This is a genomic window from Sphingomonas antarctica, from assembly GCF_965137005.1.
In the GTDB taxonomy this organism is placed as follows: Bacteria; Pseudomonadota; Alphaproteobacteria; order Sphingomonadales; family Sphingomonadaceae; genus Sphingomonas_O; species Sphingomonas_O antarctica.
This window is the reverse complement of the sequence record NZ_CBCRXM010000020.1, coordinates 1-22,752: the sequence shown is the minus strand read 5'-3', so window position 1 is coordinate 22,752 and position 22,752 is coordinate 1. Positions and strand designations below refer to the sequence as shown.

At 63.0% G+C, this 22,752-nt stretch carries 22 protein-coding genes and 1 pseudogene; 14 read left to right on the top strand and 9 right to left on the bottom strand.

What is annotated here, in order from left to right; translation table 11 throughout:
• Positions 1 to 349: 349 nt before the first annotated feature.
• The 3 genes and pseudogenes from ACM9ME_RS14605 to ACM9ME_RS14595 form a co-directional block, all read left to right on the top strand.
• Positions 350 to 895 (top strand): annotated as a pseudogene (locus ACM9ME_RS14605) (erythromycin esterase family protein); the annotation flags it as partial.
• Positions 896 to 944: 49 nt separating this feature from the next.
• Complete coding sequence (locus ACM9ME_RS14600) at positions 945 to 1,682, top strand: AI-2E family transporter (RefSeq protein ID WP_415644197.1); 738 nt, start codon at positions 945 to 947, stop codon at positions 1,680 to 1,682.
• A 5-nt stretch (positions 1,683 to 1,687) separates the two neighbouring features.
• Positions 1,688 to 2,239 (top strand): AI-2E family transporter, encoded by a 552-nt coding sequence (locus ACM9ME_RS14595; protein ID WP_415644196.1) that lies wholly within the window; start codon positions 1,688 to 1,690, stop codon positions 2,237 to 2,239.
• A 354-nt stretch (positions 2,240 to 2,593) separates the two neighbouring features.
• Here the strand turns inward: ACM9ME_RS14595 and ACM9ME_RS14590 are convergent, their stop codons facing one another.
• Positions 2,594 to 3,355 (bottom strand): class I SAM-dependent methyltransferase, encoded by a 762-nt coding sequence (locus ACM9ME_RS14590; protein WP_415644195.1) that lies wholly within the window; start codon positions 3,353 to 3,355, stop codon positions 2,594 to 2,596.
• Between the two features lie 334 nt (positions 3,356 to 3,689).
• Here ACM9ME_RS14590 and ACM9ME_RS14585 point away from each other — a divergent pair, with 334 nt between their 5' ends.
• Positions 3,690 to 5,132: a DUF1800 domain-containing protein gene (locus tag ACM9ME_RS14585; RefSeq protein WP_415644194.1), complete on the top strand. Its 1,443-nt coding sequence runs from the start codon at positions 3,690 to 3,692 to the stop codon at positions 5,130 to 5,132.
• Between the two features lie 2 nt (positions 5,133 to 5,134).
• The gene (locus ACM9ME_RS14580; RefSeq protein ID WP_415644193.1) at positions 5,135 to 6,280 is read left to right on the top strand and encodes a DUF1501 domain-containing protein; all 1,146 of its coding nucleotides are present in this window, start codon (positions 5,135 to 5,137) and stop codon (positions 6,278 to 6,280) included.
• A 109-nt stretch (positions 6,281 to 6,389) separates the two neighbouring features.
• On the opposite strand, the gene ACM9ME_RS14575 is transcribed toward ACM9ME_RS14580, so the two are convergent.
• From ACM9ME_RS14575 to ACM9ME_RS14550, 6 genes are all read right to left on the bottom strand, one after another.
• On the bottom strand, positions 6,390 to 7,574 hold the full coding sequence (locus tag ACM9ME_RS14575) for an MFS transporter (RefSeq protein ID WP_415644192.1): 1,185 nt from the start codon (positions 7,572 to 7,574) through the stop codon (positions 6,390 to 6,392).
• A gap of 166 nt (positions 7,575 to 7,740) precedes the next feature.
• On the bottom strand, positions 7,741 to 8,682 hold the full coding sequence (locus ACM9ME_RS14570; protein ID WP_415644191.1) for a cation diffusion facilitator family transporter: 942 nt from the start codon (positions 8,680 to 8,682) through the stop codon (positions 7,741 to 7,743).
• Complete coding sequence (locus ACM9ME_RS14565) at positions 8,675 to 11,902, bottom strand: efflux RND transporter permease subunit (protein WP_415644190.1); 3,228 nt, start codon at positions 11,900 to 11,902, stop codon at positions 8,675 to 8,677. The genes ACM9ME_RS14570 and ACM9ME_RS14565 overlap by 8 nt, the downstream gene beginning before the upstream one ends.
• A gap of 3 nt (positions 11,903 to 11,905) precedes the next feature.
• Positions 11,906 to 13,072 (bottom strand): efflux RND transporter periplasmic adaptor subunit, encoded by a 1,167-nt coding sequence (locus tag ACM9ME_RS14560; protein WP_415644189.1) that lies wholly within the window; start codon positions 13,070 to 13,072, stop codon positions 11,906 to 11,908.
• A gap of 13 nt (positions 13,073 to 13,085) precedes the next feature.
• Positions 13,086 to 14,363 carry a TolC family protein gene (locus tag ACM9ME_RS14555; RefSeq protein ID WP_415644188.1) on the bottom strand — a complete coding sequence of 426 codons (1,278 nt, stop codon included), beginning with the start codon at positions 14,361 to 14,363 and terminating at the stop codon, positions 13,086 to 13,088.
• Positions 14,360 to 14,989 (bottom strand): cation efflux transmembrane domain-containing protein, encoded by a 630-nt coding sequence (locus tag ACM9ME_RS14550; RefSeq protein WP_415644187.1) that lies wholly within the window; start codon positions 14,987 to 14,989, stop codon positions 14,360 to 14,362. Before ACM9ME_RS14550 ends, ACM9ME_RS14555 begins: the two co-directional genes overlap by 4 nt.
• A gap of 70 nt (positions 14,990 to 15,059) precedes the next feature.
• Between ACM9ME_RS14550 and ACM9ME_RS14545 the strand changes: the two genes are divergently transcribed.
• Positions 15,060 to 15,464, top strand: coding sequence for a MerR family transcriptional regulator (locus tag ACM9ME_RS14545; RefSeq protein ID WP_462933488.1), 405 nt, complete (start codon positions 15,060 to 15,062; stop codon positions 15,462 to 15,464).
• Between the two features lie 131 nt (positions 15,465 to 15,595).
• Here ACM9ME_RS14545 and ACM9ME_RS14540 read toward each other — a convergent pair whose 3' ends face one another.
• Complete coding sequence (locus tag ACM9ME_RS14540) at positions 15,596 to 16,537, bottom strand: DNA N-6-adenine-methyltransferase (RefSeq protein WP_415644185.1); 942 nt, start codon at positions 16,535 to 16,537, stop codon at positions 15,596 to 15,598.
• Positions 16,538 to 16,976: 439 nt separating this feature from the next.
• Between ACM9ME_RS14540 and ACM9ME_RS14535 the strand changes: the two genes are divergently transcribed.
• The 8 genes from ACM9ME_RS14535 (at position 16,977) to ACM9ME_RS14500 (ending at position 22,043) form a co-directional block, all read left to right on the top strand.
• Complete coding sequence (locus tag ACM9ME_RS14535) at positions 16,977 to 17,711, top strand: ribonuclease H-like domain-containing protein (RefSeq protein WP_415644184.1); 735 nt, start codon at positions 16,977 to 16,979, stop codon at positions 17,709 to 17,711.
• An 84-nt stretch (positions 17,712 to 17,795) separates the two neighbouring features.
• Positions 17,796 to 18,413: a hypothetical protein gene (locus ACM9ME_RS14530; RefSeq protein ID WP_415644183.1), complete on the top strand. Its 618-nt coding sequence runs from the start codon at positions 17,796 to 17,798 to the stop codon at positions 18,411 to 18,413.
• Positions 18,413 to 19,348, top strand: coding sequence for an AAA family ATPase (locus ACM9ME_RS14525; RefSeq protein ID WP_415644182.1), 936 nt, complete (start codon positions 18,413 to 18,415; stop codon positions 19,346 to 19,348). Before ACM9ME_RS14530 ends, ACM9ME_RS14525 begins: the two co-directional genes overlap by 1 nt.
• A gap of 12 nt (positions 19,349 to 19,360) precedes the next feature.
• On the top strand, positions 19,361 to 19,981 hold the full coding sequence (locus ACM9ME_RS14520; RefSeq protein ID WP_415644181.1) for a hypothetical protein: 621 nt from the start codon (positions 19,361 to 19,363) through the stop codon (positions 19,979 to 19,981).
• Between the two features lie 65 nt (positions 19,982 to 20,046).
• Complete coding sequence (locus ACM9ME_RS14515; protein WP_415644180.1) at positions 20,047 to 20,706, top strand: 3'-5' exonuclease family protein; 660 nt, start codon at positions 20,047 to 20,049, stop codon at positions 20,704 to 20,706.
• 17 nt (positions 20,707 to 20,723) lie between these two features.
• The gene (locus tag ACM9ME_RS14510; RefSeq protein ID WP_415644179.1) at positions 20,724 to 20,930 is read left to right on the top strand and encodes a hypothetical protein; all 207 of its coding nucleotides are present in this window, start codon (positions 20,724 to 20,726) and stop codon (positions 20,928 to 20,930) included.
• 137 nt (positions 20,931 to 21,067) lie between these two features.
• The gene (locus ACM9ME_RS14505) at positions 21,068 to 21,664 is read left to right on the top strand and encodes a TetR/AcrR family transcriptional regulator (RefSeq protein WP_415644178.1); all 597 of its coding nucleotides are present in this window, start codon (positions 21,068 to 21,070) and stop codon (positions 21,662 to 21,664) included.
• Complete coding sequence (locus tag ACM9ME_RS14500; protein WP_415644177.1) at positions 21,654 to 22,043, top strand: VOC family protein; 390 nt, start codon at positions 21,654 to 21,656, stop codon at positions 22,041 to 22,043. The genes ACM9ME_RS14505 and ACM9ME_RS14500 overlap by 11 nt, the downstream gene beginning before the upstream one ends.
• 43 nt (positions 22,044 to 22,086) lie before the next feature.
• Here ACM9ME_RS14500 and ACM9ME_RS14495 read toward each other — a convergent pair whose 3' ends face one another.
• Complete coding sequence (locus tag ACM9ME_RS14495; RefSeq protein ID WP_415644176.1) at positions 22,087 to 22,386, bottom strand: hypothetical protein; 300 nt, start codon at positions 22,384 to 22,386, stop codon at positions 22,087 to 22,089.
• Between the last annotated feature and the right edge of the window lie 366 nt (positions 22,387 to 22,752).

Below are 22,752 nucleotides of genomic sequence, written 5' to 3'. Positions count from 1 at the left end.
GCGGTCCGGATCGAAGGTTTGCGAAACGGGCGTCAGCCGGTGGGCGGCTATGCGCCCAAGAGCGGACGTTCACCACGAGTGCGCGAACGCCAAGAGCTGACCATCACCGCGCTACGGCTGGTGAACCAATGAACGGCCGCTGTCGCGCCGCCTCAGGACGAGTTCACGCCTCCAATTGTACCTGCATCCTCACGGCGCGGGACGAAGGAGATGAACATGACGATATCCCGGAAGTTTTGGATTGTTAGTGCCATGTCGACCATTGCCGCCTTGCTGACGAGCGTCGCCCCAGCGAGCGCTCAAGGTCAATCGTGCTCCTGAAGCGTCAGTCGACGCTTCATATTACAGTCGGCGCGACGTTTTCATGGCCGAGAATTTGCTCGCCAGAGTCGGCGCGAATGCAACCGCTTTCTGGGCACATAACGGTCACGTCATGGCGGCTCTCGGCGAGCAGGCCGAGTATCGTGACGCTGGGACGATCGGCAAAGTGCTCCGCCAGCGCCTTGGTCCGAAATACGTCACGGTCGTCAGCGCCTGGAGCCGCGGCAGCTTCTGGGCAGAGACAGTGGCCTGGAAGCCAGGCGACGAGGTCAGGCATGCCGGCGTTATCGAGCAGACGCTGCCCAATTTGGGGCCAGGCACATTAGGCGCCGTATTGTCCCGCACTGGCCAGCAGGCCTTCTGGGTTGACCTCAACTCGCTGCCTCAAACCGATTGGGCCAGAGCTTTTGGACGCGCGCACTATCAGTGGGGCGACGCTGGCTGGCGTGTCGACCCTAAGTCCTGGAATACCGATGTCCGCGATGCATTGCCGCTAAGGCCCGGTGCGGACATCCTGATCTATTTCCCCACGATTTCGCCTGCTCGCTTTTGGTCGGATCCAGCACACCGTTAATCGGCGACTTCAGGTTCGCGCCCAGTTGCCGCCGTTCAGAAGGGGCCCGATGTTTACTGAAAGCTGCCAATCGCAACACTGGTGCGATGTTCACGCTGCTTCGAATGTTGAGCGCAAAAACAAGACAGAGAGCAGCCGTTGTTCGGCGCCGTCCGATGAATGGCATTTTGGGCCGCACAATCGCCGCAACCCTTCAACCCTTCGTTCGCTCAAGCTATTGACGCGTATTAAGGTGACACAATTCATGAACGAGCTGCCGGGGGAAGCAACGCGCCAGAGCAAGTCTGCGGCTGGAGTACGAACTCGCCAATTGTACCTCACTCTCACCATCCTGCTGCTCGCGCTCTGGATGGCCCTGCCCTTCCTGACTCCGATCGCTTGGGCGGCCGTGTTCGCCATCGCCGAGTGGCCGCTTTTCAAGCGGGCCGAACGCTATTTGCCTGGCCGACCGTTTGTGCTGGCGCTTATTTTCACCTCAGCGACTACATTGTTGGTGATCTTGCCGCTGTCGATCGCGGCAGTGTCGCTCGCGCAGGAGAGTCAGACGGCGCTCGACTGGATACAACACGTTCAGCATGACGGGTTGCCGACACCCGGCTGGGTCGCCGGCCTGCCGCTCGCTGGTGGTCATGCGGCCCGTTGGTGGCAAGATAATCTCTCCCACCCGCGCGGTGCAAATGCACTGCTCGGGACTATTAGCGCAGGCTCCGCGCTGGGCTGGACGCGTTTTATCGCCGGCGAGGTTGCGAGGGAGTCTGCGCTGTTTCTAGTCACGCTGGTGATCTAACTGCGATGCTGGCGCGCGGGGCCCGCATCGCGGTGCAGTCTGAAGTGCTGGCGGAGCGCATGTTCGGCGCGTTCGGACGGGATTTCGCAATACGCATGACGAGCGCAGTGCGATCCACCGTGATCGGGACATTGCTCGTGTCGTTCGGCGAGGGTGCTTTGATCGGCGTCGCCTACGCAATTGCCGGTGTGCCGCAGCCGCTACTGTTTGCGACCTTTACGATTGTGCTGGCACTAATTCCGTTCGGTGCTTGGGCGGCATTTGGGCTGGCGAGCCTGATCCTGATCGGCAGCGGCAGCGTGCTCGCCGGGGCGTTGCTGTTCGCTTTCGGCGCGGTGGTCATGACGATCGGCGACAATGTTGTTCAGCCGATGGTCGTGGGCAGCGCAGTTGAGCTGCCATTTCTGTTGGCATTGATTGGCGCGTTCGGCGGCCTCGCCGCGCTCGGGCTGGTCGGGCTATTCATCGGGCCCGTAATTATGGCCGCGCTGCTCCTGGTCTGGCAGGAGTGGATGATTGACCCAGACGGGCCGCGTAAAAACGAGAGCATAAGCTAACCATCAGGCAGCTATGCGCCCAATTTCGGCCATTTGGCGCTTGATCCGGCTTTCCTGAAAGCAGCCGTTGGACTCATCACTCTGGTGCAGCCCAGCTCTTCATCCTGGGGCGCCCCATGCCTTGTGCTATGCGCTCGTTGTGACACCGCGGCGTTTGCGCAACGAGCGAAATGATCGCCGCCTGAAGGCCAATATCGATAAGCGAAGCAGCGATAGGCGATGCCAGGCCGGAGCCAGCGATGCCTCGTCCGGAATGGCCAAATGCCGGGTAACACGTCATCGGAACGTGATGCCAGAAGCGTTAAGAACCCAACATTCGGTGGAAAGGCGGTTCGACTATATGCCGGATGCGTTTTACGCAGGCTTCCGAAAGCGCATTACAAACCGATCGGTATGACCCCGCACAGCCTTGTCGAACACCAGCAGGGAATGATCGTCTGCAGGCACGTGCAGAAGGTCGCTTTCCGCCTCCAGCTTGAACCCGGCGCGCGCGAAGTCTGCCTTGACGACCTCTGGGTCGATGCGGTGCAGCTTGTCGACCACTGCCCGCGTGTCGCCGCCTAGCGCGGCGACATGATCAACCACGCCGACAATCCCGCCCGGCTTGGTGGCGACGAACAGGCGCTTGAGAAAGGCGCTCGGATCGGTCGCGGGGAAGTCCGGTTTGACGCTCGACCAGTAGAGGTCGTGAAAAACCAGATGCATGAGCGTGAAATCGAAATTGTTCGCCGGCGGATCGAAATCGGCGATCGGCCCCTCGAGCATCGTAACGTTCGGCACGCGCTTGGTTAGCGCGGCGAAATTGGCGCGCGATTTGTCGGTCGTAAATCCCGTTGGCTCCTCGGCGAGCACGGTGCCGTAGCTCCCGATCGCGTTGCCGATGATCTCGGCATAATAACCGTTCCCGGTCATCAGATCGAGGACGCGGTCACCACGCTTGAGCCCCAGAAACTTGAGAACCTGTGCAGGCTTGCGGCCCAAGTCGAGGGCGATGGCCTCGGCGGGGCGGTCGTTCACCGCGACCGCCGGAACGATGCCTGGCGGCGAGGTCGATGGCGGATCCTTGGCGACTGCAGCCGACCCGAGGAGAAGCGCTGCAACAACGAGTAGGCGCATATCAATTCCTCAGCAGGTGATTACACTTTCGGCGCTTACGACGTTTAGCAAGACACAGCCAATAAAACTGCAGCGCAATTCTTACCCGTTACCGGCAATTGATTGCAGGTCACAGGAGCCTGAAAATCTAACTAAGTGACACCCGCAACGTCAGAGGGTGGCCAGCTTTGCGCCCAATTGTCGCCACTGGTCGTCCGCAAGCGCAAGCTCGAAGGCAGACATCCATTGCTTAGTTGACCGGTTCAGCGAACCTCCGGCACTAGTGCAAATTGACGATCATGTTTTGGGCTGGTCGTTCACACCAAATTCAACTCAAAGCGCCAAAGCTTGTGAGATGACCGCCGCTTCTCAAGCAATTGCGCTCAATCGCTTTGGACTCGGCGCGCGTGCCGGTGAAGCAGCCCCTACCGATCCAAAGGCTTGGCTGAACGGCCAGCTTAAAAGTTTCGACCCGCGTCCGCCACCCGTTGCCGCCGCGCCGAGCCGCGCAACGGTCGCCGGGCACCTCGCCGATTATTTCGCAGAGCTGCGCGACACGCGCCAGCAGGCGGGAAGCATGGGTCAAGGGCAAACAAGGCCGGACACGGAGCAGAAGCAGGCGATGCAGGCTGTGCGCAAGGATCAGCGCCGGACGGGCCGCGCTGACTATCTCGCCCTCGTCGGGGCACGCGCTACCACCGCGCTGACGAGCCCAAGTCCTTTCGCAGAACGCCTGACGCATTTTTGGGCCAATCATTTCGCGGTCAGCGCGGACAAGCTGACTGTCGTCGGCATGGCGGGACTGCTCGAGTTTGAAGCGATCCGCCCAAACGTGATGGGCAAGTTTTCGGACATGGCCCTCGCCGTCGAACAGCATCCGGCGATTCTCCTTTATCTCGACCAGGCACAATCGATCGGTCCCGACAGCGTGGTAGGTGCGCGCATTGCGGCACGTGGGCAGCGCAAAGTAGGACTCAACGAGAACCTCGCGCGAGAAATCATGGAGCTGCACACGCTCGGCGTGCGCACCGGCTACACCCAGGCCGACGTTACCGAATTCGCGCGTGCACTGACTGGGTGGACCGTCAGCGGGATCGGCCGCGGCCCCGGTGCGCGGCTGCTCGGCGTCGCGGACAATCCGGGGCAATTTGCCTTCCTGCCGACAGTGCACCAGCCTGGCACGCGCACGATCATCGGTAAAACATATGCTGAGGGCGGCGAGGCACAAGCGCGCGATATCATTTCCGATTTTTGCGCCAGTCCTGCCACGGCCGCGCATATTGCCACCAAACTCGCGCGCCACTTTGCCGGTGACGCGCCGCCAGTCGCGCTTGTCCAACGGCTCTCAACTGATTTTCGGCGAACCGGCGGCGACCTTCCCTCGCTCTACGAGACTTTGATTGAGTCACCCGAGTTGTGGACGGCGCCGGAAGCCAAGTTCAAATCGCCTTGGGACTGGATGATTTCCTCGTCGCGCGCGCTCGGATTTAAGCAACTCGAAGGGCAGCAAGTCGTCGGACTAATGCAGCAGCTTGGCCAACCCGTGTGGCGTCCCGTATCGCCCGCCGGCTACGATGATCTCGACGCGAGCTGGGCAGGTCCCGACGCCCTTGTTCGCCGTGTCGAAGCTGCAGAGCGTCTTGCGGCGCGCGCGCCTCAGCTGGACGCACGCGCGTTAGCGCCACAGTTGCTCCCTGGCACCCTAACGTCAGCCACGGCGCAAGCGATCGCCCGCGCCGACAGTCCGGCGCAAGCAACCGCCTTGTTGCTCGTCGCGCCCGAATTTATGCGGAGATGAAGATGCTGGACCGCAGACACCTTCTTACGCGAACAGGACTTGTCGCCGCCGCGCTCGCCACGCCGAGGATCGCGCTAGCGCAGGCTGCGACCGAGCGCCGCTTCGTTTTCATTATCCAGCGCGGCGCGGCGGATGGGCTTAACATCGTCATGCCGACGGGCGATCCGGGCTTTGCGCCGGCTCGGGGAGCGCTGGCCCTTCCAGGCGGCACCAAGCTCGACGGGATGTTTACGCTGCATCCCGCGTTAGTCGAAACTGCCAAGATATATGCGTCGAAGGAGGCGTTGTTCGCGCACGCTGTGGCTTCGCCCTATCGCGACCGTTCGCATTTCGATGGCCAGAACGTCCTCGAGACGGGTGGCAACAGCGCTTATCAATTGCGCGACGGTTGGCTCAATCGACTGCTCGCCAAATTGCCGCGTGCCGATGCCCAAGCCATCGCGGTGTCGGCAACGGTTCCCGTTGCGCTGCGCGGTCCTGTCGAAGTCGCCAGCTATGCGCCCTCCGCGCTGCCCCAGGCGTCGGACGATCTGCTCGCGCGGGTGACCCAGATGTACTCCAATGACGCGCAACTGCGTCCGCTCTGGTCGAGCGCAATGGCGACGCGGCAGCAGACCAGCGACTTGACCGCCGCTGGTGGCGCCAACGCCGCGGCAACCGGCGCACTGGCCGCCAAATTGCTAACTGGCCCCGGTTCGGCGCGCATCGCGATGATCGAGACCGGTGGGTGGGATACGCATTCCGCACAGACGGCTCGGCTCTCCGCACACTTGAAGGGCCTCGATGCGATGCTTGCGGCTTTGAAAACAGGTCTTGGCCCGGCGTGGAGCCAGACCCTCGTGCTGGTCGCCAGCGAATTTGGGCGTACCGTCGCGGTCAACGGCACCGGCGGTACCGATCATGGCACCGGCTCGTCGGCCATGCTCCTCGGCGGCGCGGTGGCAGGGGGGCGCGTGGTTGCTGACTGGCCCGGACTGTCGCCCGCCAATCTCTACGAGGGACGCGATCTCAAACCGACGCTCGGGCTCGATGCGCTAATCGCCAACGCGATGGGACAGCATTACGGGATCGACCCAGCACCGCTTGCCAAGTCGCTATTCCCAGAGGCGCCTTACGCAAAATTTGGCGAACGGCTCGTCCGGGCGTGACGTCAGAGTCGCTTTGCGCCCAATATCAGTCATTGGAGCGAGCCAGGCCTCTGCCGAGAAGCAGACATTTGTTACATCGAACCGCATTCGTTCCGCCCCGCGCGAGGCGTCAAATATGCGAACGAAACTGCGGTATGAGCAGCAGCAACACCGCAATCGACGCGAAGCCCGCTCCAGCGAGGAAAGTCGCGTTCGCGCCCACGCGGACCCAAAGAAGCCCCGCGGTCACACTGGCCAGCAGCAAGGCGACGCCCGTTGCGAGATTGAACAAGCCATAAGCCGACCCGCGCAGCTCCGCCGGAGAATGGTCCGCGACCAGCTTGGCAAATAATCCCTGTGTCAGCGCCATGTGCGCGCCCCAAAGCGCTATCCCGACAAATGCCGCCGTGATGCCCGATACCAGCGCCAGCATCAGATCCGCGAGGATCAGACAAAACATGCCTACCACGAGGATTGAGCGGGCGGACATGCGATCCGATAATCGCCCAGCCGGATAGGCACCCAGCGCATAGACGACATTCATCACAACGAGAACCAGCGGTGCCAAAGCAAGCGGCAGACCTTCGGCGCTGGCTTTCAGGATCAAGAATGCCTCACTGAACCTTGCCAGCGTGAACACAACGCCGATGACCGTTGTTTCCCAGAAAGGACGGGTGAGCCGCTTGAGATCAACCATTTGAATGGGCGGGCGGGCTGTTGCGTCGGGCTTCGCTGCGGGCACATCTTCAACGCCCATGACGACAAGCAACACCGCGATGACGGCCGGAATGATCGCGAACCAAAACACGGTGCGGATGTTGCTGGCGAAAACGAACATCAGCCCGATGGAGAGCATCGGTCCGGCGAATGCGCCGATTGTGTCGAGCGATTGGCGGAGCCCAAAGGCCTTGCCGCGAATCTCGGGTGGGGTGACATCTGCGACCAGCGCATCGCGCGGTGCGCCGCGCAGGCCCTTGCCGATGCGATCGGCAAAGCGCGCACCAAGGACGACTTCGGCGCTTCCAGCCAGTGCGAACAACGGTTTGGTCAGCGCAGCCAGGCCATAGCCAATCAGGATCAGCGGGCGGCGCTTGCCGATTCGATCAGAAATATAGCCAGAGAACACCTTCGTAATCGAAGCTGTCGCCTCGGCCACGCCGTCAATCGCTCCGACCACCGCAACGCTGACACCCAGAGTCGTGGTGAGAAACAACGGCAGCAGCGCGTGGATTATCTCCGACGACAGATCCATAAACAGGCTGACGAACCCCAGCACCCAGACTGCACGGGGCACGGCGATCGTCGCGGGTTTCAAACGAAGACCTCGTGGGGCACGGGCTGGAGGCCAACGGTGATCATCGTACGTTTTTCGCCTCTGCTGCCTGAGAGCTGACCGGATGATCGCAACCGCCTGTTGCGGAAAATCGCCCGTTCGGCAAAGCGTCCGTCTACATACGGTCAGTCACCGCTCGCGGGGCCGCTCAGACCACGCTGCTAGGCTCTAGGGCACAAGTCACGGCTGCATCCGTCTCAACCTGGATCGTTGCATGGTGAATAGCGAACCGATGCTCCAGCGCTTGCGCCAGCCCTGCAACGAAGGCATCACCCGGGTAGCCTCCGGGAACGAGTAGATGGACCGTCAGCGCCGTCTCCGTGGTGCTGAGCGGCCAAACGTGCAGGTCGTGAACATTGGTCACGCCGGATTGCTCGCGCAGGAACGCGTCGATGTCTGCGGGGTCGAGACCCGATGGCGCTGCCTGAAGGCTTAGATTGACCGAATCGCGCAGCAGACCCCACGTTCCGAACGCAACAACTGCGACGATGACGAGGCTGGTTACGGGGTCGATCCAAGTTCGACCCGTCAGCACGATCGCGAGGTCGGCGAGCACGACGCCCGCCGAGACGGCGGCGTCTGCCGCCATGTGCAGGAACGCGCCGCGGATATTCAGGTCGCCCTTGCGACCGCGCATGAACAACAGTGCGGTGGCGGTGTTGACCAATATGCCGATGCCCGCGACGATCATCACCGTCGTCCCCGCGACCGGACTGGGCTCAGCAAACCGACGTATTGCCTCGATCGCGATGACGCTGATCGCAACAAGCAGCAGAACCGCGTTTGCGAGCGCGGCCAGGATCGACGAGCTTCGTAGCCCATAGGTATAGCGACCGCTCGGTCGGCGGCGCGCAAGCGTCGCCGCACCCCAAGCGATCAGCAGACCCGCGACGTCGCTGAGATTATGGCCGGCGTCAGCGAGCAACGCCATCGAGCCGCTGATGAGGCCGTAGGTCGCCTCGATGCAGACGAAACCGAGATTGAGCGCAATGCCGATCGCGAACGCGCGCCCGAAGCTGGCAGGAGCATGGCCGTGTCCTGCGTGCCCCCAGCACCGTGGTCGTGGACATGATCGTGCGGCATCAGGCATATTCTTTCTGAGGGTGGGCCTGGCTATCGTCGTCTTGCTTCGCCAGCTTTCTCGAAACGCTCCCGAACCGAGCGTAGAGCGTCGGCAGGACGAACAGCGTCAGCAAAGTCGCCGAGATCAGGCCGCCGATCACGACCGTAGCGAGCGGCTTCTGGACCTCGGCACCTGCTCCGTGACCGAGCGCCATCGGCACGAAGCCGAGCGATGCGACGAGGGCGGTCATCGCGACGGGCCGCAGTCGAATGAGCGCGCCTTCGCGCGCTGCCTGCGCGCGCGCCATGCCTTGACGCATGAGGACCTGTATCGAGCTGACCATCACGAGCCCGTTGAGGACGGCGACCCCTGACAGTGCGATAAATCCGACCGCCGCCGAGATCGAGAACGGCATGCCGCGCAGGACGAGCGCGAGTATGCCGCCAACCAGCGCGAGAGGGACGCCGGTAAATACGAGCGCCGCGTCGCGTACCGAGCCCAGCGCGCCGTAAAGCAGCAGCATGATGACGGCGAAGCAGATCGGAACGACGATCGTCAGCCGCGCACGAGCCGTAGCTAGGTTCTCGAACTGACCGCCCCATTGCAGATAGGTGCCTGGCGACAGCACCACCTGCTTATCGATCGCGGCTTGCGCGTCGGCGACCACCCCCGCGACGTCGCGGCCGCGCACGTTCGCCTGAACAACCACGCGACGCTTGCCGTTCTCGCGGCTGATTTGGTTGGGACCATCGCCGATCGCAATGTCGGCGACGCTGGCGAGCGGCACGAAAGTGCCACTCGCCGTCGGCACCGGCAGCTGGCCAAGTGCCTGCATGTCCGACCTTGACGTGTTGGCTAGGCGAATCACGACTGGGAAGCGCCGGTCCCCCTCGAAGATCATACCGGCCTCGCGTCCGCCGATCGTCGCCGACACCAGGTCCTGCACGTCGCCTGCGGTCACGCCGACACGCGCCATCGCGTCGCGGTTGGGTCGAATGTCGAGAAGCGGCAGGCCTTCGGTTTGCTCGACCCGCACGTCAGCCGCGCCGCGGACCTTTCGCATTACTTCGGCGATACGCATTGCGGTCGCATTCATCGTCGCGAAGTCATCGCCGAATACCTTCGCCGCGATGTCGCCGCGCACGCCGGCAATCAGCTCGTTGAAGCGCATCTGGATCGGCTGCGTAAACTCGTACGCGTTGCCGGGGATCTTGGTGACCTTGGCTTCGATCCTCTCGACAAGTTCGCTCTTGGGCATGCCCGGGTTGGGCCACTCGGCACGCGGCCTCAGCATGATGAACGTGTCGGTCGCGTTCGGCGGCATCGGATCGGAAGCGATTTCGGACGTGCCTGTGCGCGAGAATGCGTAGCGCACTTCGGGCTCGCGCGAGATCGCTTTCTCGACCGCGAACTGCATCTGCTGGCTCTGCTGAACCGAGGTCCCCGGCGGTCGCCACGCCTGAACGAGGATGTCGCCTTCGTCGAGCTGGGGCAGGAATTCCTGACCCAGTGTCGTGAACGCTAGCGCCGCCAGGACCGTGGCACCGATCGCGCCACCAATGGTCAGGCTCGGCTTTCGCATCGCGACATCGAGGCCCGGCTCATACCGGCGTTTGATCGCGGTAATGATCCGACTTTCCTTCTCGTCGACGCGGCTGCCAAGGAACGCGGCGATCGCGGCGGGCACGAAGGTTACTGACAAAACGAACGCGAACAGCAGCGCAATGATGACGGTCAGCGCCATAGGCTCGAACATCTTGCCTTCGACGCCCGAGAAGGTGAGCAGAGGTGTGTAGACGAGGATGATAATCGCCTGCCCGTAAACCGAGGGGCGGATCATTTCGCGCGCCGACGCCGCGACGACGGCGAGGCGCTCCTTGAGCGGCAGTTGCGTGCCCAGTGCGTGCTGGCGTTCGCCGAGCCGCCGCAGCGCATTCTCGACGATGATGACGGCACCGTCGACTATCAGGCCGAAGTCGAGCGCGCCCAGACTCATGAGGTTGGCCGACACGCCCGCGCGGAGCATGCCGGTGGCGGTAAGCAGCATGGTGACCGGGATGACGAGTGCCGCGATCAACGCAGCGCGGAAGTTCCCAAGCAGCGCGAACAGCACGACGATGACTAGTATCGCGCCTTCCGCGAGGTTGCGCGCGACGGTGGAGACGGTTGCGTTGACCAGCTCGGTACGGTCGAGAACGGGCTTGACGACGACATCGGTCGGCAGCGATCGACCAATCACCGTGAGCCTTTCGTTGACCGCCGTTGCTACGGTGCGGCTGTTCTCGCGAATGCGCATGACGGCAGTGCCGACGACGACCTCATGGCCATTCTCTGACGCCGAGCCGGTGCGAATGCCCTGCCCGGTGGTTACTGCCGCGACCTGATTGAGCAGGATGGGCACGCCCTCACGCGAGGCGATTACGGTGCGCGCGAGTTCGTCGGCCGTCCTGACGCGTGCGTCCGAACGGACGAACAGCCCTGCGCCGTTTAGATCGACGGTGCCCGCGCCGATGCTGGTGTTGCTGCGTTCGAGTGCGGTCGCCAGATCCTGGATCGTCAGGCGCAGGGCGGCGAGGCGCTGCATGTCGGGCGTGACGAGATACTGGCGGTCGTAACCGCCGAGCGAGTCGACCCCGGCGACACCCGGCGTCCCGCGCAACTGTGGTGCGACGATCCACTCCTGCACGGTATGAAGATACGTCGCTTTGTCCGCTTCACTGACGAGGTGCTCGCCCTCGGGCGTGATGTAGCTGCCGTCTCGTTGCAGCCCCGGTTCGCCGTCACGGTGCTTGACCCGGTTGAGTTCGCGGTACTCGACGGTCCACATGAATATATCGCCGAGGCCAGTGGCTATCGGCCCCATCTGGGGCATCACGCCCTTGGGCAGGCGCTCTTCAGCCATGCGCATCCGCTCGGTGACCTGAGCTCTGGCGAAATAGATGTCCGTCGAATCCGAGAAAACCGCCGTGATCTGGGCAAAGCCATTGCGGTTCAGCGACCTGGTGAATTCAAGCCCCGGTATGCCCGCAAGCGACGTCTCGATCGTGAACGAAACCTGCCGTTCGATCTGTTCGGGCGACAGCGACGGCGCGAGGACGTTCACCTGGACCTGGTTGTTCGTAATGTCGGGAACGGCGTCGATCGGCAGGCGCTGGAGCGCAAAGATGCCGGTCAGCGCGGCAATCACGGTGAGGAGCAGAACGAGCCAACGGCGCTCGACGGAGAAGGTGACTAGCCGCGCAATCACCGGTTACATTTCCATCTCGCCGCCCTTGCCGAGCTCGGCTTTGAGCGTGAACGAGTTGGTCGTGGCGATCCGCTCCTGTCCGGTGAGTCCGGTCGTGATGAGCACGAGATCGCCGTTGCGGCGTCCGGTCGTCACCCGAACCGCGCGGAAACCGTTCGGGGTGCGTACGAAGACGACGGACTTGTTCTCGAGCGATTGCACGGCGGTCGACGGCACCGCGATACCGCTGCCGCCGGCTCCGGCGAGCTGGAAAGTCGCGCTGACCGGTTCCCCGACCCGCCATTGCCCGCCGCGGTTGTCGAGGCTGGCGATGATTTGGACCAGACGGGTACCGGCGTCGAGCACGGGCGACACGAAGGTAACACGGCCAGTCTGGCGGCGACCGATGGCGGTGACCTCGACGCTCGTCCCCGAGCGGACACGTCCTGCGTCGGTCGCAGACACCGACGCCATGATCGTCACCCTGCCGAGATTGGCGACCCGGTAGAGCTCGCTATCTGCCGCGACGGTCTGACCCAGCGTCGCCGCGCGGGCGATGACCTGCCCCGAGATCGGCGCGCGGATCGCGACGCGATTGAGCGCCCCGCCGCCGCCGCCGGTCGCGGCCAGCTGCTGTTGCGCAAGCCTGACCGCGATATTAGCCTCGATCGCGGCGGTCCGCGCCGCGATCAGGTCCTGCTCGGGCGTGACACGCTCTGCGAACAGCCGTTGCTCCCGACGTAGATTGCTTTGTGCCAGCGTCGACCGTGCCCGTGCCGCTTCGATCTCGGCGTTGAGCGACGCAGCTTCACGGCTTTCAAGGATAGCGAGCGTGCCGCCGCGCTGCACTGGCTCGCCAAGGTTGCGGGTCAGTGCGACGACGCGGCCGCCGATCGTTGCCGATACGACCTGCACGCCTTGGGGGTCGCCTTCGATCAGAGCGGGCACCTCAAGCGCGGCCTGAACACCGCCGACAGTCGGGCGCCCGACCTCGATGCCCGCATCGGTAATCTGCTGGGTGGTGAGCGTGACTGCATCCTTGTCGGCAGGCTTTCCGGCTTCACCCTTCGGCATCCCTTCCATACCCGCCATGCCTGCCGCTTCATCCGGCTTGCTGGGCGCGCTTTGTCCGCATCCGGCCAACACGAAACCAAGCAGCATTGCTGGCAGAATGTGCAATCGGCTCCTCATTATCGTGGGTCCTTCATCGGGGACGGCGAGGCGACGGCGACGGCGACGGTGCCGTGGTCGTCAGCCGTTCGAGCCGAGCCCGAGCATCGTGCAAGGCGGCTAAAGCGTCGATGGCGCTCGCACGCGTTTCGGCAAGCGCGCGTTCCGCCTCGAGCAGGTCGAGCTGCCCGAACTTACCCTCACGGTAACCGATCCGCGCGATGCGCGCTGCCTCGATCGCGGTGACGAGCGCCGGCCCGGTCGCGGCCCGCGCAGTCGTCGCGGCATTGCCGAGCTCCGCGCGCGCCGCGAGGATCTGCCGTTCAGCGTCGAGAACCGCTACCCGCCGCAGTGCGTCGAGTTGGGCGCGCTGGGCTGATGCGACATCGACACCTGCCCGACCGCTGCTGAACAAGGGCAGCGGAACCGAAATGCCGAACACGCCGGCAACGTCGTTCGTCGCATTGAGGCGGCGTACACCCGCGCTGACCGTGACGTCGGGCACGCGCTGGGATCGGGCGAGCCGAACTTGCGCATCCGCAATGGCGACGTCGGTTCCGGCAGCGACAGCCGCCAACGTGCCTTCTGCATATATGGGCCGCTCGGGGCCGATATCGCCGATGCGCGAGAACCAGTCTTGATCGAGTGTTGCAGGTGCAGTCCGGGTCAAGCCGCTAAGCCTCAGGGACGCGGCCTCTGCCGTTCGTTGTGCGCGCTCTGCGGCACCCTCGGCGTTGATGCGCGCAAGATCGGCGCGCTGCTCTTCGAGCGGAGACGCGCGTCCGGCGCGGACGCGGGCACGCGCCACCCGCAAGCCTTCAGCGGCAATACCGACTTGCTGGCGTGCGTTGGCGACACGCCGCACGGCCGCAATCGCTTCGTTATACGCCTGTGTCACGGTCAGTCGCAGGTCGGCCGCCGCGACCACAGCCCCTAGCTGCGCCCGTCCGCCTTGCGCTTCGGCGACCGCGATTCGCGCCGATCGTTTGCCACCGCGCTCGATTGGTACCGCTAGGCTAAGCGTCGTCTCGGTCACGTCCAAACCACGATATGCGCCCGAGCCACCGACATTTTCAGCGACGACATCGAGCGACGGATTGGGACGCAGGCGCGCCAGGCGACGCTGTGCCTCGACGACGTCGCGCCCCGCTGCGGCCGCCACGCTGGTCGGCGACGAGGCTTGCCCCGCCGAAATCGCCTCTTCGAGCGTCAGGACCGAGCCCGGCGCGGGCGTTTGAGCAACGGCTAACCCGGCACTCGTCACCGTCGCCAGTGCGACCACAAGAACGGGAAGAATAATATGGCCCCTCATGACTTTTGAGCTTCCGCCAGTGCGCCACGAATGATCGACCACGCCGAATGGAGAAACAGGAGCGCAATGACGCCCGCCACGACAAGGTCGGGCCAAGCACTACTCGTGTAGCCGACGAGGACCGCCGCGACGATGACAGCTAGGCTCGCGATCGCATCGTTCCGGCTGAACAGCCAAATCGCTTGAACGTTCGCGTCGCCCTCGCGATAGCGCGACAGCACGTAAGCTGCGGTCACATTCACGAGCAGCGCCATCACTCCGATCCCGCCCATAAGCGCAGCTTCCGGCGCCACCGCATGCACCGCGCGCCACGCGGCGAAAGCGATCACGCCGATGCCCAGATTGCCGAGGAACACGCCCTGCAGCAGCGCGACACGCGATCGTGCGTGCGTTGTCCAGCCTAGCGCGACCAGGCCGAGCAGCGAGATCGAGCCGTCGCCGATGAAGTCGAGCGAATCAGCCTTGAGCGCCTGACTGTCCGCGAGGAACCCTCCCGCTACCTCCGCCAAGCCGAAACCAAGATTGAGGATGATGACGATCCAGAGCGCGCGCCGATACGCTGGGTCGCGTTCCGCACGCCCGGTATCGCCCGTGCATTCGCACGACAAGGTTTCGCTTGCACTCACCACCCGGCCCTACGATCTACAGTCACTGTAGAAGCAAGCGCTTTTTATCGAAGGAGGCGATGGGATGTTGATGATCGGTGATCTGGCAAAGCGCACCGGAGCAAAGGTCAACACGATCCGTTTCTATGAGGACATCGGCCTGATGCCCCAGGCGGCACGAACTGACTCGAACCGTCGGACCTATCGCGAGGATGACGTCCGCCGCCTTGGCTTTATCCGTCACGCCCGCGCGTTGGGCTTCGCGGTCGGCGAGATCCGCTCGCTAATTGCGCTCTCTAGCGACCCCGATCGCAGTTGTGCCGATGTCGGCACAATCGCGCGAACTCATCTTGCGACCGTGGAAGACCGTATTGTGCGCCTCATGACGCTGCGCGATGAACTGTGTCGGGTGACCGAGGCTTGCGACGGCGGGCGCGTTGCGGACTGCCGTATCATCGAAGCAATCTCGGATGGCGACGTGCACGCCCCGGAGTGATTGAGGTCCGCTTCTCGCACTATTTGGCCGAAAGCCGACTGACAGCCTTCGGCCCAAGCGCGGTCATAGTAGCACCCGGCGAAAATTCGATCAGCGACGTGTCCTTAATCAAATCGCTGAAAAGGCGGAGCCTATCGCTGCAGCCAAAAACCTCGGGTCAATGTTGCGTAGAGTTCCCTTTGCTCGGCGGTGGCACCGAGCGTCAGAACCATCAACGAAAATGGTGTGTGCTGTCCTGTACCATGCGAATTCAAAAAGCGGACGCGTCCTTGCAGGAGAAATATGTCTGCATCAGCGCTCAAAGTTTCGTGAAACCAGGAGGAGTCGGTTCTGACCGGGACCAGACAGACCACGGTTTCGACATTGCCCGCTCGCCACTGATCGTGAGCACGGCGAAGCCACTTAAGCAGTTCGGAGAAAGGTGGATTTACAAAGGCAAGTCTGCCGAACCAGTCGTCGGACAACCCGTCACCGCCTTCACTCAACAGGATCCGGTGGTGCGCAATTACGGGACTGAGGAGATTGGCACACGGATCGATATCGATTGCGCCAAACGCTTCGTAGATGCCAGCCATGAATTCGGATGGCGTAAATCGGCTATCACGATCCTGTTTGTCGCCGTCGCCCCAATAGGCACGCTCGGGCGCACGTCGTCGAGCTTTGGGCGCGAGAGTCGACAAAAGACGAAGCAGGCTATCGACCGTTCCTCCGCCTCGCTCGAGGCTAGCGATTGTGTTCGGAGACAACCCAGTTTTCTGTGCAACTTGCAGGACAGACATTCGACGCCGCCGCCGTATGCCGCTCAACTGTTCAGCGAGATTTTTGCCGGGCCCTAAGCCAGACATTCGAAAATCTAGAGCGGCCATCGCCGCGGTCAGCGTGGTCACCGACCCAACGCCCTTTTCGAGCCGTTTAATGGTTTGCGCATCAGCGCCAATACGACCGGCCAAGGTCCGTTGCGACCAGCCCGCATCTCGTCGTGCCACGCGCAAGTCATCAATCAAGATCTGATACCAACTGGGTTCACTATTTGACTGCTGTTTGCCTATTACGCGTCCCGCTGCAATCGCCATAGCTCGGTCGCGACCGCAGTTTGTCCGGCCGTTTGGCTGCTAGTGGGTCCTCAGGACCGACCGGCCGGCGACGATGCAGCCATATCTGGCCCTAGGCGGTGGCATGGTCGCGTTAAACTTCGTTAGGACTGTGACGGCGTCGGGCGACCGGCCGGGTCACCTCAACGACAGCCCATTCGTCCTAGACACCTCCATGGCCCCCCTTTTTTTTAAATCCGCTGTGGAAAAGCCATCTGGCGAGCAGGGTTTTGATCAGGGTGAGTGAGAGGAAAAGGTGCTTGTTGCACCGAGGCCTCGAGCTTGCCTTGATCGATCCCGCGGGCGTCAGCCCGCGCTCCAAATGATGAGGTGAAGCATGCGGAATGCAATGCGCCAGCCAGATCGTGCGCGCGCGCCGCACGCCGTTCTGGCATATGATATCGAGACCATCACACCACCAATGGCCGACGACCAGTTCCCACCGTGGCCGACGCACCAACCGGTGGCGGTCGGCTTCGCGGAAGCCAGGCAGAGCGCCGGTGGCTGGACGTTCGACATCGACGCGATGGTGGCTATGCCGGGGACCACGGACGAGGCGGCGATGATCCGCGAAGCCGATCGGCGCATGGCAGCAGCCGAGATTGTGACAACGTTCAACGGACGTCAGTTCGATGCCCTTGTCCTGCGGCTCGCGGCGCAGCGCCTGCAACTGTGGGACTTGCCCGCGCTGGCCGATCACGCGGCCTCCAATCGCTTCGGCGGCGAGCACGCCGACCTCGCGGACCTGTACGCCAGCTACGGCCGCAAGGTGTCGCTATCGTCGATCTGTGACCAGATCGGCATCCCGGTCAAAACCGATGTCCACGGTTCCCAAGTCGGCGCACTGTGGGCCACCGGTGAGCACGAGCGCATCCGGCTTTACGTGATGGAGGATGCCGTGGCGACGCTGTGCCTCTACCTTGCGTGGATCGCGGGTCGCTCGGGTGACGAGACGCTGGTCACCCGGCCGCTTGCCGCTCTCGCTCAGCACATTGAGGCAACCCCCGAATTGTCTCACCTGCAGCCATTCGTCGACTGTCAGCTGACGACTTGGGCGCGCCCGCGCGCAATGGTCGCGGACATCACGGCGGCGCTGAGACGGGTGACCAACCGCCTCAAACGACAAGAGGAGGAACGCGCCTTCGCCACCTCCTGACGATCCCAACCTCTTTCCATCAATCCTGCCGGCCCGGTCATCCCCGCGATGACCGGGCCGGTCTCGTTTCAAGGGACCAAGATCATGTCTTTCACTGATACTACTGTGCTCGCCACCGCGTGGTTAAGCCAGCCGGCCATGGGCCAGATCCCGGCGCGCACCTTGCTGGTGGGCGCCGCCACGCTGCATGTCCGCCACCGCTTCCAGGCGTTCAGCTTTACGCTCGAAGCACACAGCACGGCTGTCACCGACAACCCCGCCGACACGTTGGTATGGCTCGCTGACGACTTGGCAGGGCGACCGACGCGGCTGTTAGTATGGCAGGCGGAGACCATCCTCGTCCCCTCGCTGATCGCCGCTGCCGAGACCGCGCGCGACGGACTGGCGGGAGCGAAGCTGCTGCGTGAGCTTGAGCGCGCCTTTACCGGCGAGGTCGAGGACGTGGCGATGTCCTATGGCGGCAGCAAAGCGAAGTCGTTCGACGCGGTCGCTCATGCGCACGACCTGCAGTTTGTGGCGATGACCCGCGTCGAGTTAAACGACGCGCATCGCACCAGCCATCATGGTGCGATCTGCGAGCATCTCGCCGCCCGGGTCAAAGCTACGTGGCGGCTTTGGCTCCAGCGAAAGCCTGAGGACACCGCGCTTGTCACGGCCACCGCTGCGTGGTTGGCCACGCCGGAAGCGCAGGTGCGGCTGTGATGTCGCTGGTGAACGGCAAGCCGCATGTCCGCCCATGTCGCTCGATCCCCTCGGACGGGTTCGAGGATAGCCAGTTCATGCCATCGATCAGCGCACTATACGATGTGCTGACCACGCACCTCCCGCTGGCTGGCGCTTCGGCGCTGGTGCCAGCTCGGCACGGGCACGAACCGCGCATCGCCGCGACCTTGCGCACGGAAGCACCGTGGATGGCATCGGCGATCGACCGGATCGCCGATCAGACTGCGATGAGCCTGTGGGCGGGTCGTCCATGGCTATCGCTGCGACCAATGCTGCTGGTCGGACCGCCGGGTGCCGGCAAGACCCATCTGGCGCGGCGACTTGGTGCGCTGTCGGGCTGCGGCGATGCGGTGCTATCGTTTGCCGGCGTCGACAGCAACGCCGAGCTCGCCGGCAATCCGCGCGGATTCCGGCATACGCAGCCGTGCTTTCCAGCAATGGTGATGACGCGCACCGGCACCGCTAATCCCGTCGTTGTCATCGACGAGGTGGAAAAGGCCTGCGTGGGCAACCTGGGCGATCCGGTCGCCAGTTTGCTCGGTATGCTCGAACAATCGACGGCGGCCCGCTACTTCGACGGCTGCCTCGCGGCCGAGATCGACCTTAGGCACGTGAACTGGGTTCTGACCGCGAACCGGCTCGACGGTCTGCCCCCCCCGCTCCTGTCGCGGGTGGATATCATCGAGGTCCGGGGCCCTGGCTCTGAGCATGCCGAGATCGTGCTTGCCGCGCTGTGGCGCGACATCGCCCGTGACTGCGGCCTGCCGCCTCACGCCATGCCCCGGCTGGAGGCAGCCGCCGAAAAGATGCTGCTGCGGCTGTTCCGCAACACACGCTCGGTCCGTCGGCTGCGCCGCGCGATCGAGGCCCTGGTCGCCGTCTCCGCGCGGCACAGCCCGCGGATCCTCAACTGAAGGGAGCTGGAAATGAAGGGAGTGAGCGCCGTGAGTGACGGGAAAAAAGCTCGGGCCAACAGGCCGAAACTGAAAGGAAAGATCGTGGAACAAATGAGCAACTCACCACTGCAGCAGCAGAAGTTCATGCGCGCTATCCGTCGCGAAATGGGTTGGCCAGCCGACCGGCCGGCCAACAACTGTCTCGCCTTTTGCGCAGGCTCGCCAATCGATTTCGAGGTCGGCAACGAACTGGCGCGCATCGGTCAGCTGGTTGGGAAGGACCTCATCTACAGTGCCTGGACAAGCATCCATGCAAAGGAGCCCGTCTCGCTGGCGCTGGTCTATCGTGAGCTGCTGACCGTCGACATCCTCAATGACGTGATCCCCTATTCGGTCGACGCCAACCAACCAATCGTCCTCGTCAATGAGCGCGGAGATGAATTCTTCATGGCGGACCGTCGGGGATCGCTGGTGCGCTTGCCGGGCACGCCGACCTGTCTCCAACAGGGGAGGCGGCGCGCGATGAAGCGCATCCGGGTGACCGCGGCAAGGTTGGGCAACGAGCTGCTCACCACCAATCGTCGCGTGACCCGCGGCGCTGAATGGATCGAGCCTGAAGCGCCGATCCTGCCGATCACCCGCTTCGGCTGACGATCAACGGGCGGGCATGGTTCCCGCCCGCCTTCCCAACTGCATCAATGATACGGAGAGCGAAAATGAAGTTCGAAGCCCCCAGTGCGCCGGTACGTCCGCGCAGCTACATCCTGATTGACCTTGAATCGGCCGTGCTCGATGAGACCGGACACCAGCGCTATCAGCAGATGGAGCGCTGGTCCCCGCCCGTCGACGACGCCCTGTCGCGTCGGGGCTATCAGCGCAGCGAAGATCCGCTCAAGACGCCGCGCTGGATTTTCCAGAGTATCGTCACCGCGTCCGTGATGATGATGATCGAGCACGACGACGGCAATCTCGACGTCGCCACGTTCGAAACCTTCTCCGCGCCACATCACGACGAGCGGGCGATTGTCGCCGACGTGCTGAAGGCACTTGCCGATGCGCCAACCGGCTGTGAGCTCGTTTCGTGGGGCGGCGCTATGCACGATTTGCCGGTGTTGCTGGGTGCGGTCTTACGTCACAGCATGACCTTACCGCCAGCGTGGCGCTGGATGGCATTCGGTGGCGACGGTCGCGCACCACATGTTGATTTTGCGAGGGTGACGAGCGGGGGATTCAAGATGAAGCCGCTGCACCAGGCTGAATATGCTGCTGCCCTCGATATCCCGGCAAAGATCACCGCGGCGCCGTTCATGGTCACCAAGCTGATCGACAGCAGCAGTGGGATCTGGTCATCGATATCTGTGAGGGTGACGTCGTAACGGCATGCCTGCTGCTCGTGCGCTGGCGCCGCTTGTTCGATGAACGGGCCGAGGTTGATGCCGTCGAAGATCGCGTCTTGCGGCGGATTTGTGAGCTGAGGCCCGACGCTGGCTACATCCCAGCGCTCAAGGCTCAGCGGGCCGAGCGCTTTGCCGAGAAGGTGGCGAAGGCCAGCAACGATGCCGTCGTACTGGCGCCCTGGCTTGATCAGGAGGCGGCATAACTGAGTGCGGCGATATCGAGGCCATCGCCGACACAGCAACCTGGGCTAGCTGATCACGATACCGGCCAGCCCAGACAGGCACTTGACGAAACCATACCCAGAGGTATGCAGGGGCATACTTCTGGGTATGGTGGGTTATGGCGAGGCAGAATAGACGGGGCGAGCTTCTTTCAGCGGCGATCGATGCTGTCCGCGCGAAGGGCTACGCCACCATGCGCGTCGACGATCTCGCCGCGGCCGCCGGCGTCACGAAGGGCAGCTTCTTTCACCATTTTCCGAACAAGGAAGCGTGCGCGCGCGAGGCTGTCGGTTACTGGAGTGCGCAGGCAGAAGCGGTCTTCGGCGCCTGTGGTTATCGCCTTGCAGGAAGCCCGGCCGCGCGCGTGCTCGCGTACGTCGACTTTCGTATCGCTCTGCTCGACGGACCAGTGGCCAGCTACACTTGCTATGCGGGCACGCTCCTCCAAGAAGTCCATAAGACGCACCCGGATCTCGCGAGCGCGTGCGCTGCTTCAATTTTGGATCACGCAAAGACGCTAGAGTCCGACCTCGCCCAAGCGTTGGGGACTGCAAGTGGCGAGGCCCCTGATTTGGCGGTTCACATCCAAGCGGCAATCCAGGGCGCGCTGATTATCGCCAAGGCTGAGGGCGGCAGCCACGGCGCACGCGCCAGCCTGGGCCATCTTCGCCGCTATCTCGAACTACGAATGGAGAACCAGAGCCATGACCAGTGAGCAAGAGTCAACCCGTGTTGTCCCCTATATATCGCTTGCCGGTCGGGCAGGTGAGGCGATCGAGTTTTGGGGCCGAGCATTCGTAGCCGAGAAAATCATGGCTTTCGAGGAGGACGGGCGACTGCGGCACGCGGAGGTTCGTATCAATGGTGGTCCGGTATATCTCACAGACTTTCACCCAGATCCCGCGCACGTCTTTCAACCGACCCGCAGCATCGCGATGCATCTTGCTGTTCCAGACGGCGGCGCCTGGATGGAACGCGGCCAGGCGGCTGGTTGTCGCATCATGACACCGTGGCAACAACTGCCTTTCGGTGGATTTGGACGTTTGGTGGATCCGTTCGGAGTGGTCTGGTCGATCGCCAGTCCGAAGTCATAATTTTTATGTGTGGAAGCTGCAATGACAGTTCTGTTACACAAGGCTAGCGATGCTGCGGAGTGCCCAATCGCTTTTCGGGTTGGTCGCCTTCACCGATCCAGATTGCAGTCGCGCTGAAATATTCGAACGGATCGTCGAGCGTGGGTCTGAGATCTATTCGAGTGCCATTCAGCTGACGGTTCAGAGGATCCGTTATGATGGCGTTGGCGCCGCGTACGCCGGCCAATTCGCGCAACTGGCGTTCCAACACGCGAGGAAGGGTCTGGCCATCGTCCTTGACCCAGATCTCATCAACCACGGTGAAATGACGTTTCACGTCCGCCGCCGCGTTAAACACCTGCACGTCTTGCGCCTTCACTCGGATTGGTCGGGTCAAAGTTACACCGGGAGGACCAACGCGTTCGATCGCACAACTCGCCAGCAAGATCGCCGCGCCGGCCACAAGCATCATTCTCACGCAGGCTCTCCTAAGTATTGATGAGAATGCTGCTCGATCGCCGCATTGGCAACGCATCGCCTATGATTCACTGTCATTCAGGTTCGCACGAAGGCTGCTGGTCGTTCAGGAGGTTCGTAAATGTCCGCTAATGGGTGGTTAGTTCTCGGTCTGCTTTCAGGCGTCAAGGTGACGTAAGCTGCTGTTCCGCCTTGTGTCAAAACCGTTCGGTTGTGACACCAGCGATGACGAGGCAGCGAGCGTCCAGCCCAG

Coding starts and splice junctions, on each gene's coding strand:
- ACM9ME_RS14600 (WP_415644197.1), top strand. CDS start 945: ATGTTTACTGAAAGCTGCCAATCGCAACACTGGTGCGATGTTCACGCT.
- ACM9ME_RS14595 (WP_415644196.1), top strand. CDS start 1,688: ATGCTGGCGCGCGGGGCCCGCATCGCGGTGCAGTCTGAAGTGCTGGCG.
- ACM9ME_RS14590 (WP_415644195.1), bottom strand. CDS start 3,355: ATGCGCCTACTCGTTGTTGCAGCGCTTCTCCTCGGGTCGGCTGCAGTC.
- ACM9ME_RS14585 (WP_415644194.1), top strand. CDS start 3,690: ATGACCGCCGCTTCTCAAGCAATTGCGCTCAATCGCTTTGGACTCGGC.
- ACM9ME_RS14580 (WP_415644193.1), top strand. CDS start 5,135: ATGCTGGACCGCAGACACCTTCTTACGCGAACAGGACTTGTCGCCGCC.
- ACM9ME_RS14570 (WP_415644191.1), bottom strand. CDS start 8,682: ATGCCTGATGCCGCACGATCATGTCCACGACCACGGTGCTGGGGGCAC.
- ACM9ME_RS14560 (WP_415644189.1), bottom strand. CDS start 13,072: ATGAGGAGCCGATTGCACATTCTGCCAGCAATGCTGCTTGGTTTCGTG.
- ACM9ME_RS14555 (WP_415644188.1), bottom strand. CDS start 14,363: ATGAGGGGCCATATTATTCTTCCCGTTCTTGTGGTCGCACTGGCGACG.
- ACM9ME_RS14545 (WP_462933488.1), top strand. CDS start 15,060: ATGATCGGTGATCTGGCAAAGCGCACCGGAGCAAAGGTCAACACGATC.
- ACM9ME_RS14540 (WP_415644185.1), bottom strand. CDS start 16,537: ATGGCGATTGCAGCGGGACGCGTAATAGGCAAACAGCAGTCAAATAGT.
- ACM9ME_RS14535 (WP_415644184.1), top strand. CDS start 16,977: ATGGCCGACGACCAGTTCCCACCGTGGCCGACGCACCAACCGGTGGCG.
- ACM9ME_RS14530 (WP_415644183.1), top strand. CDS start 17,796: ATGTCTTTCACTGATACTACTGTGCTCGCCACCGCGTGGTTAAGCCAG.
- ACM9ME_RS14525 (WP_415644182.1), top strand. CDS start 18,413: ATGTCGCTGGTGAACGGCAAGCCGCATGTCCGCCCATGTCGCTCGATC.
- ACM9ME_RS14520 (WP_415644181.1), top strand. CDS start 19,361: ATGAAGGGAGTGAGCGCCGTGAGTGACGGGAAAAAAGCTCGGGCCAAC.
- ACM9ME_RS14515 (WP_415644180.1), top strand. CDS start 20,047: ATGAAGTTCGAAGCCCCCAGTGCGCCGGTACGTCCGCGCAGCTACATC.
- ACM9ME_RS14505 (WP_415644178.1), top strand. CDS start 21,068: ATGGCGAGGCAGAATAGACGGGGCGAGCTTCTTTCAGCGGCGATCGAT.
- ACM9ME_RS14500 (WP_415644177.1), top strand. CDS start 21,654: ATGACCAGTGAGCAAGAGTCAACCCGTGTTGTCCCCTATATATCGCTT.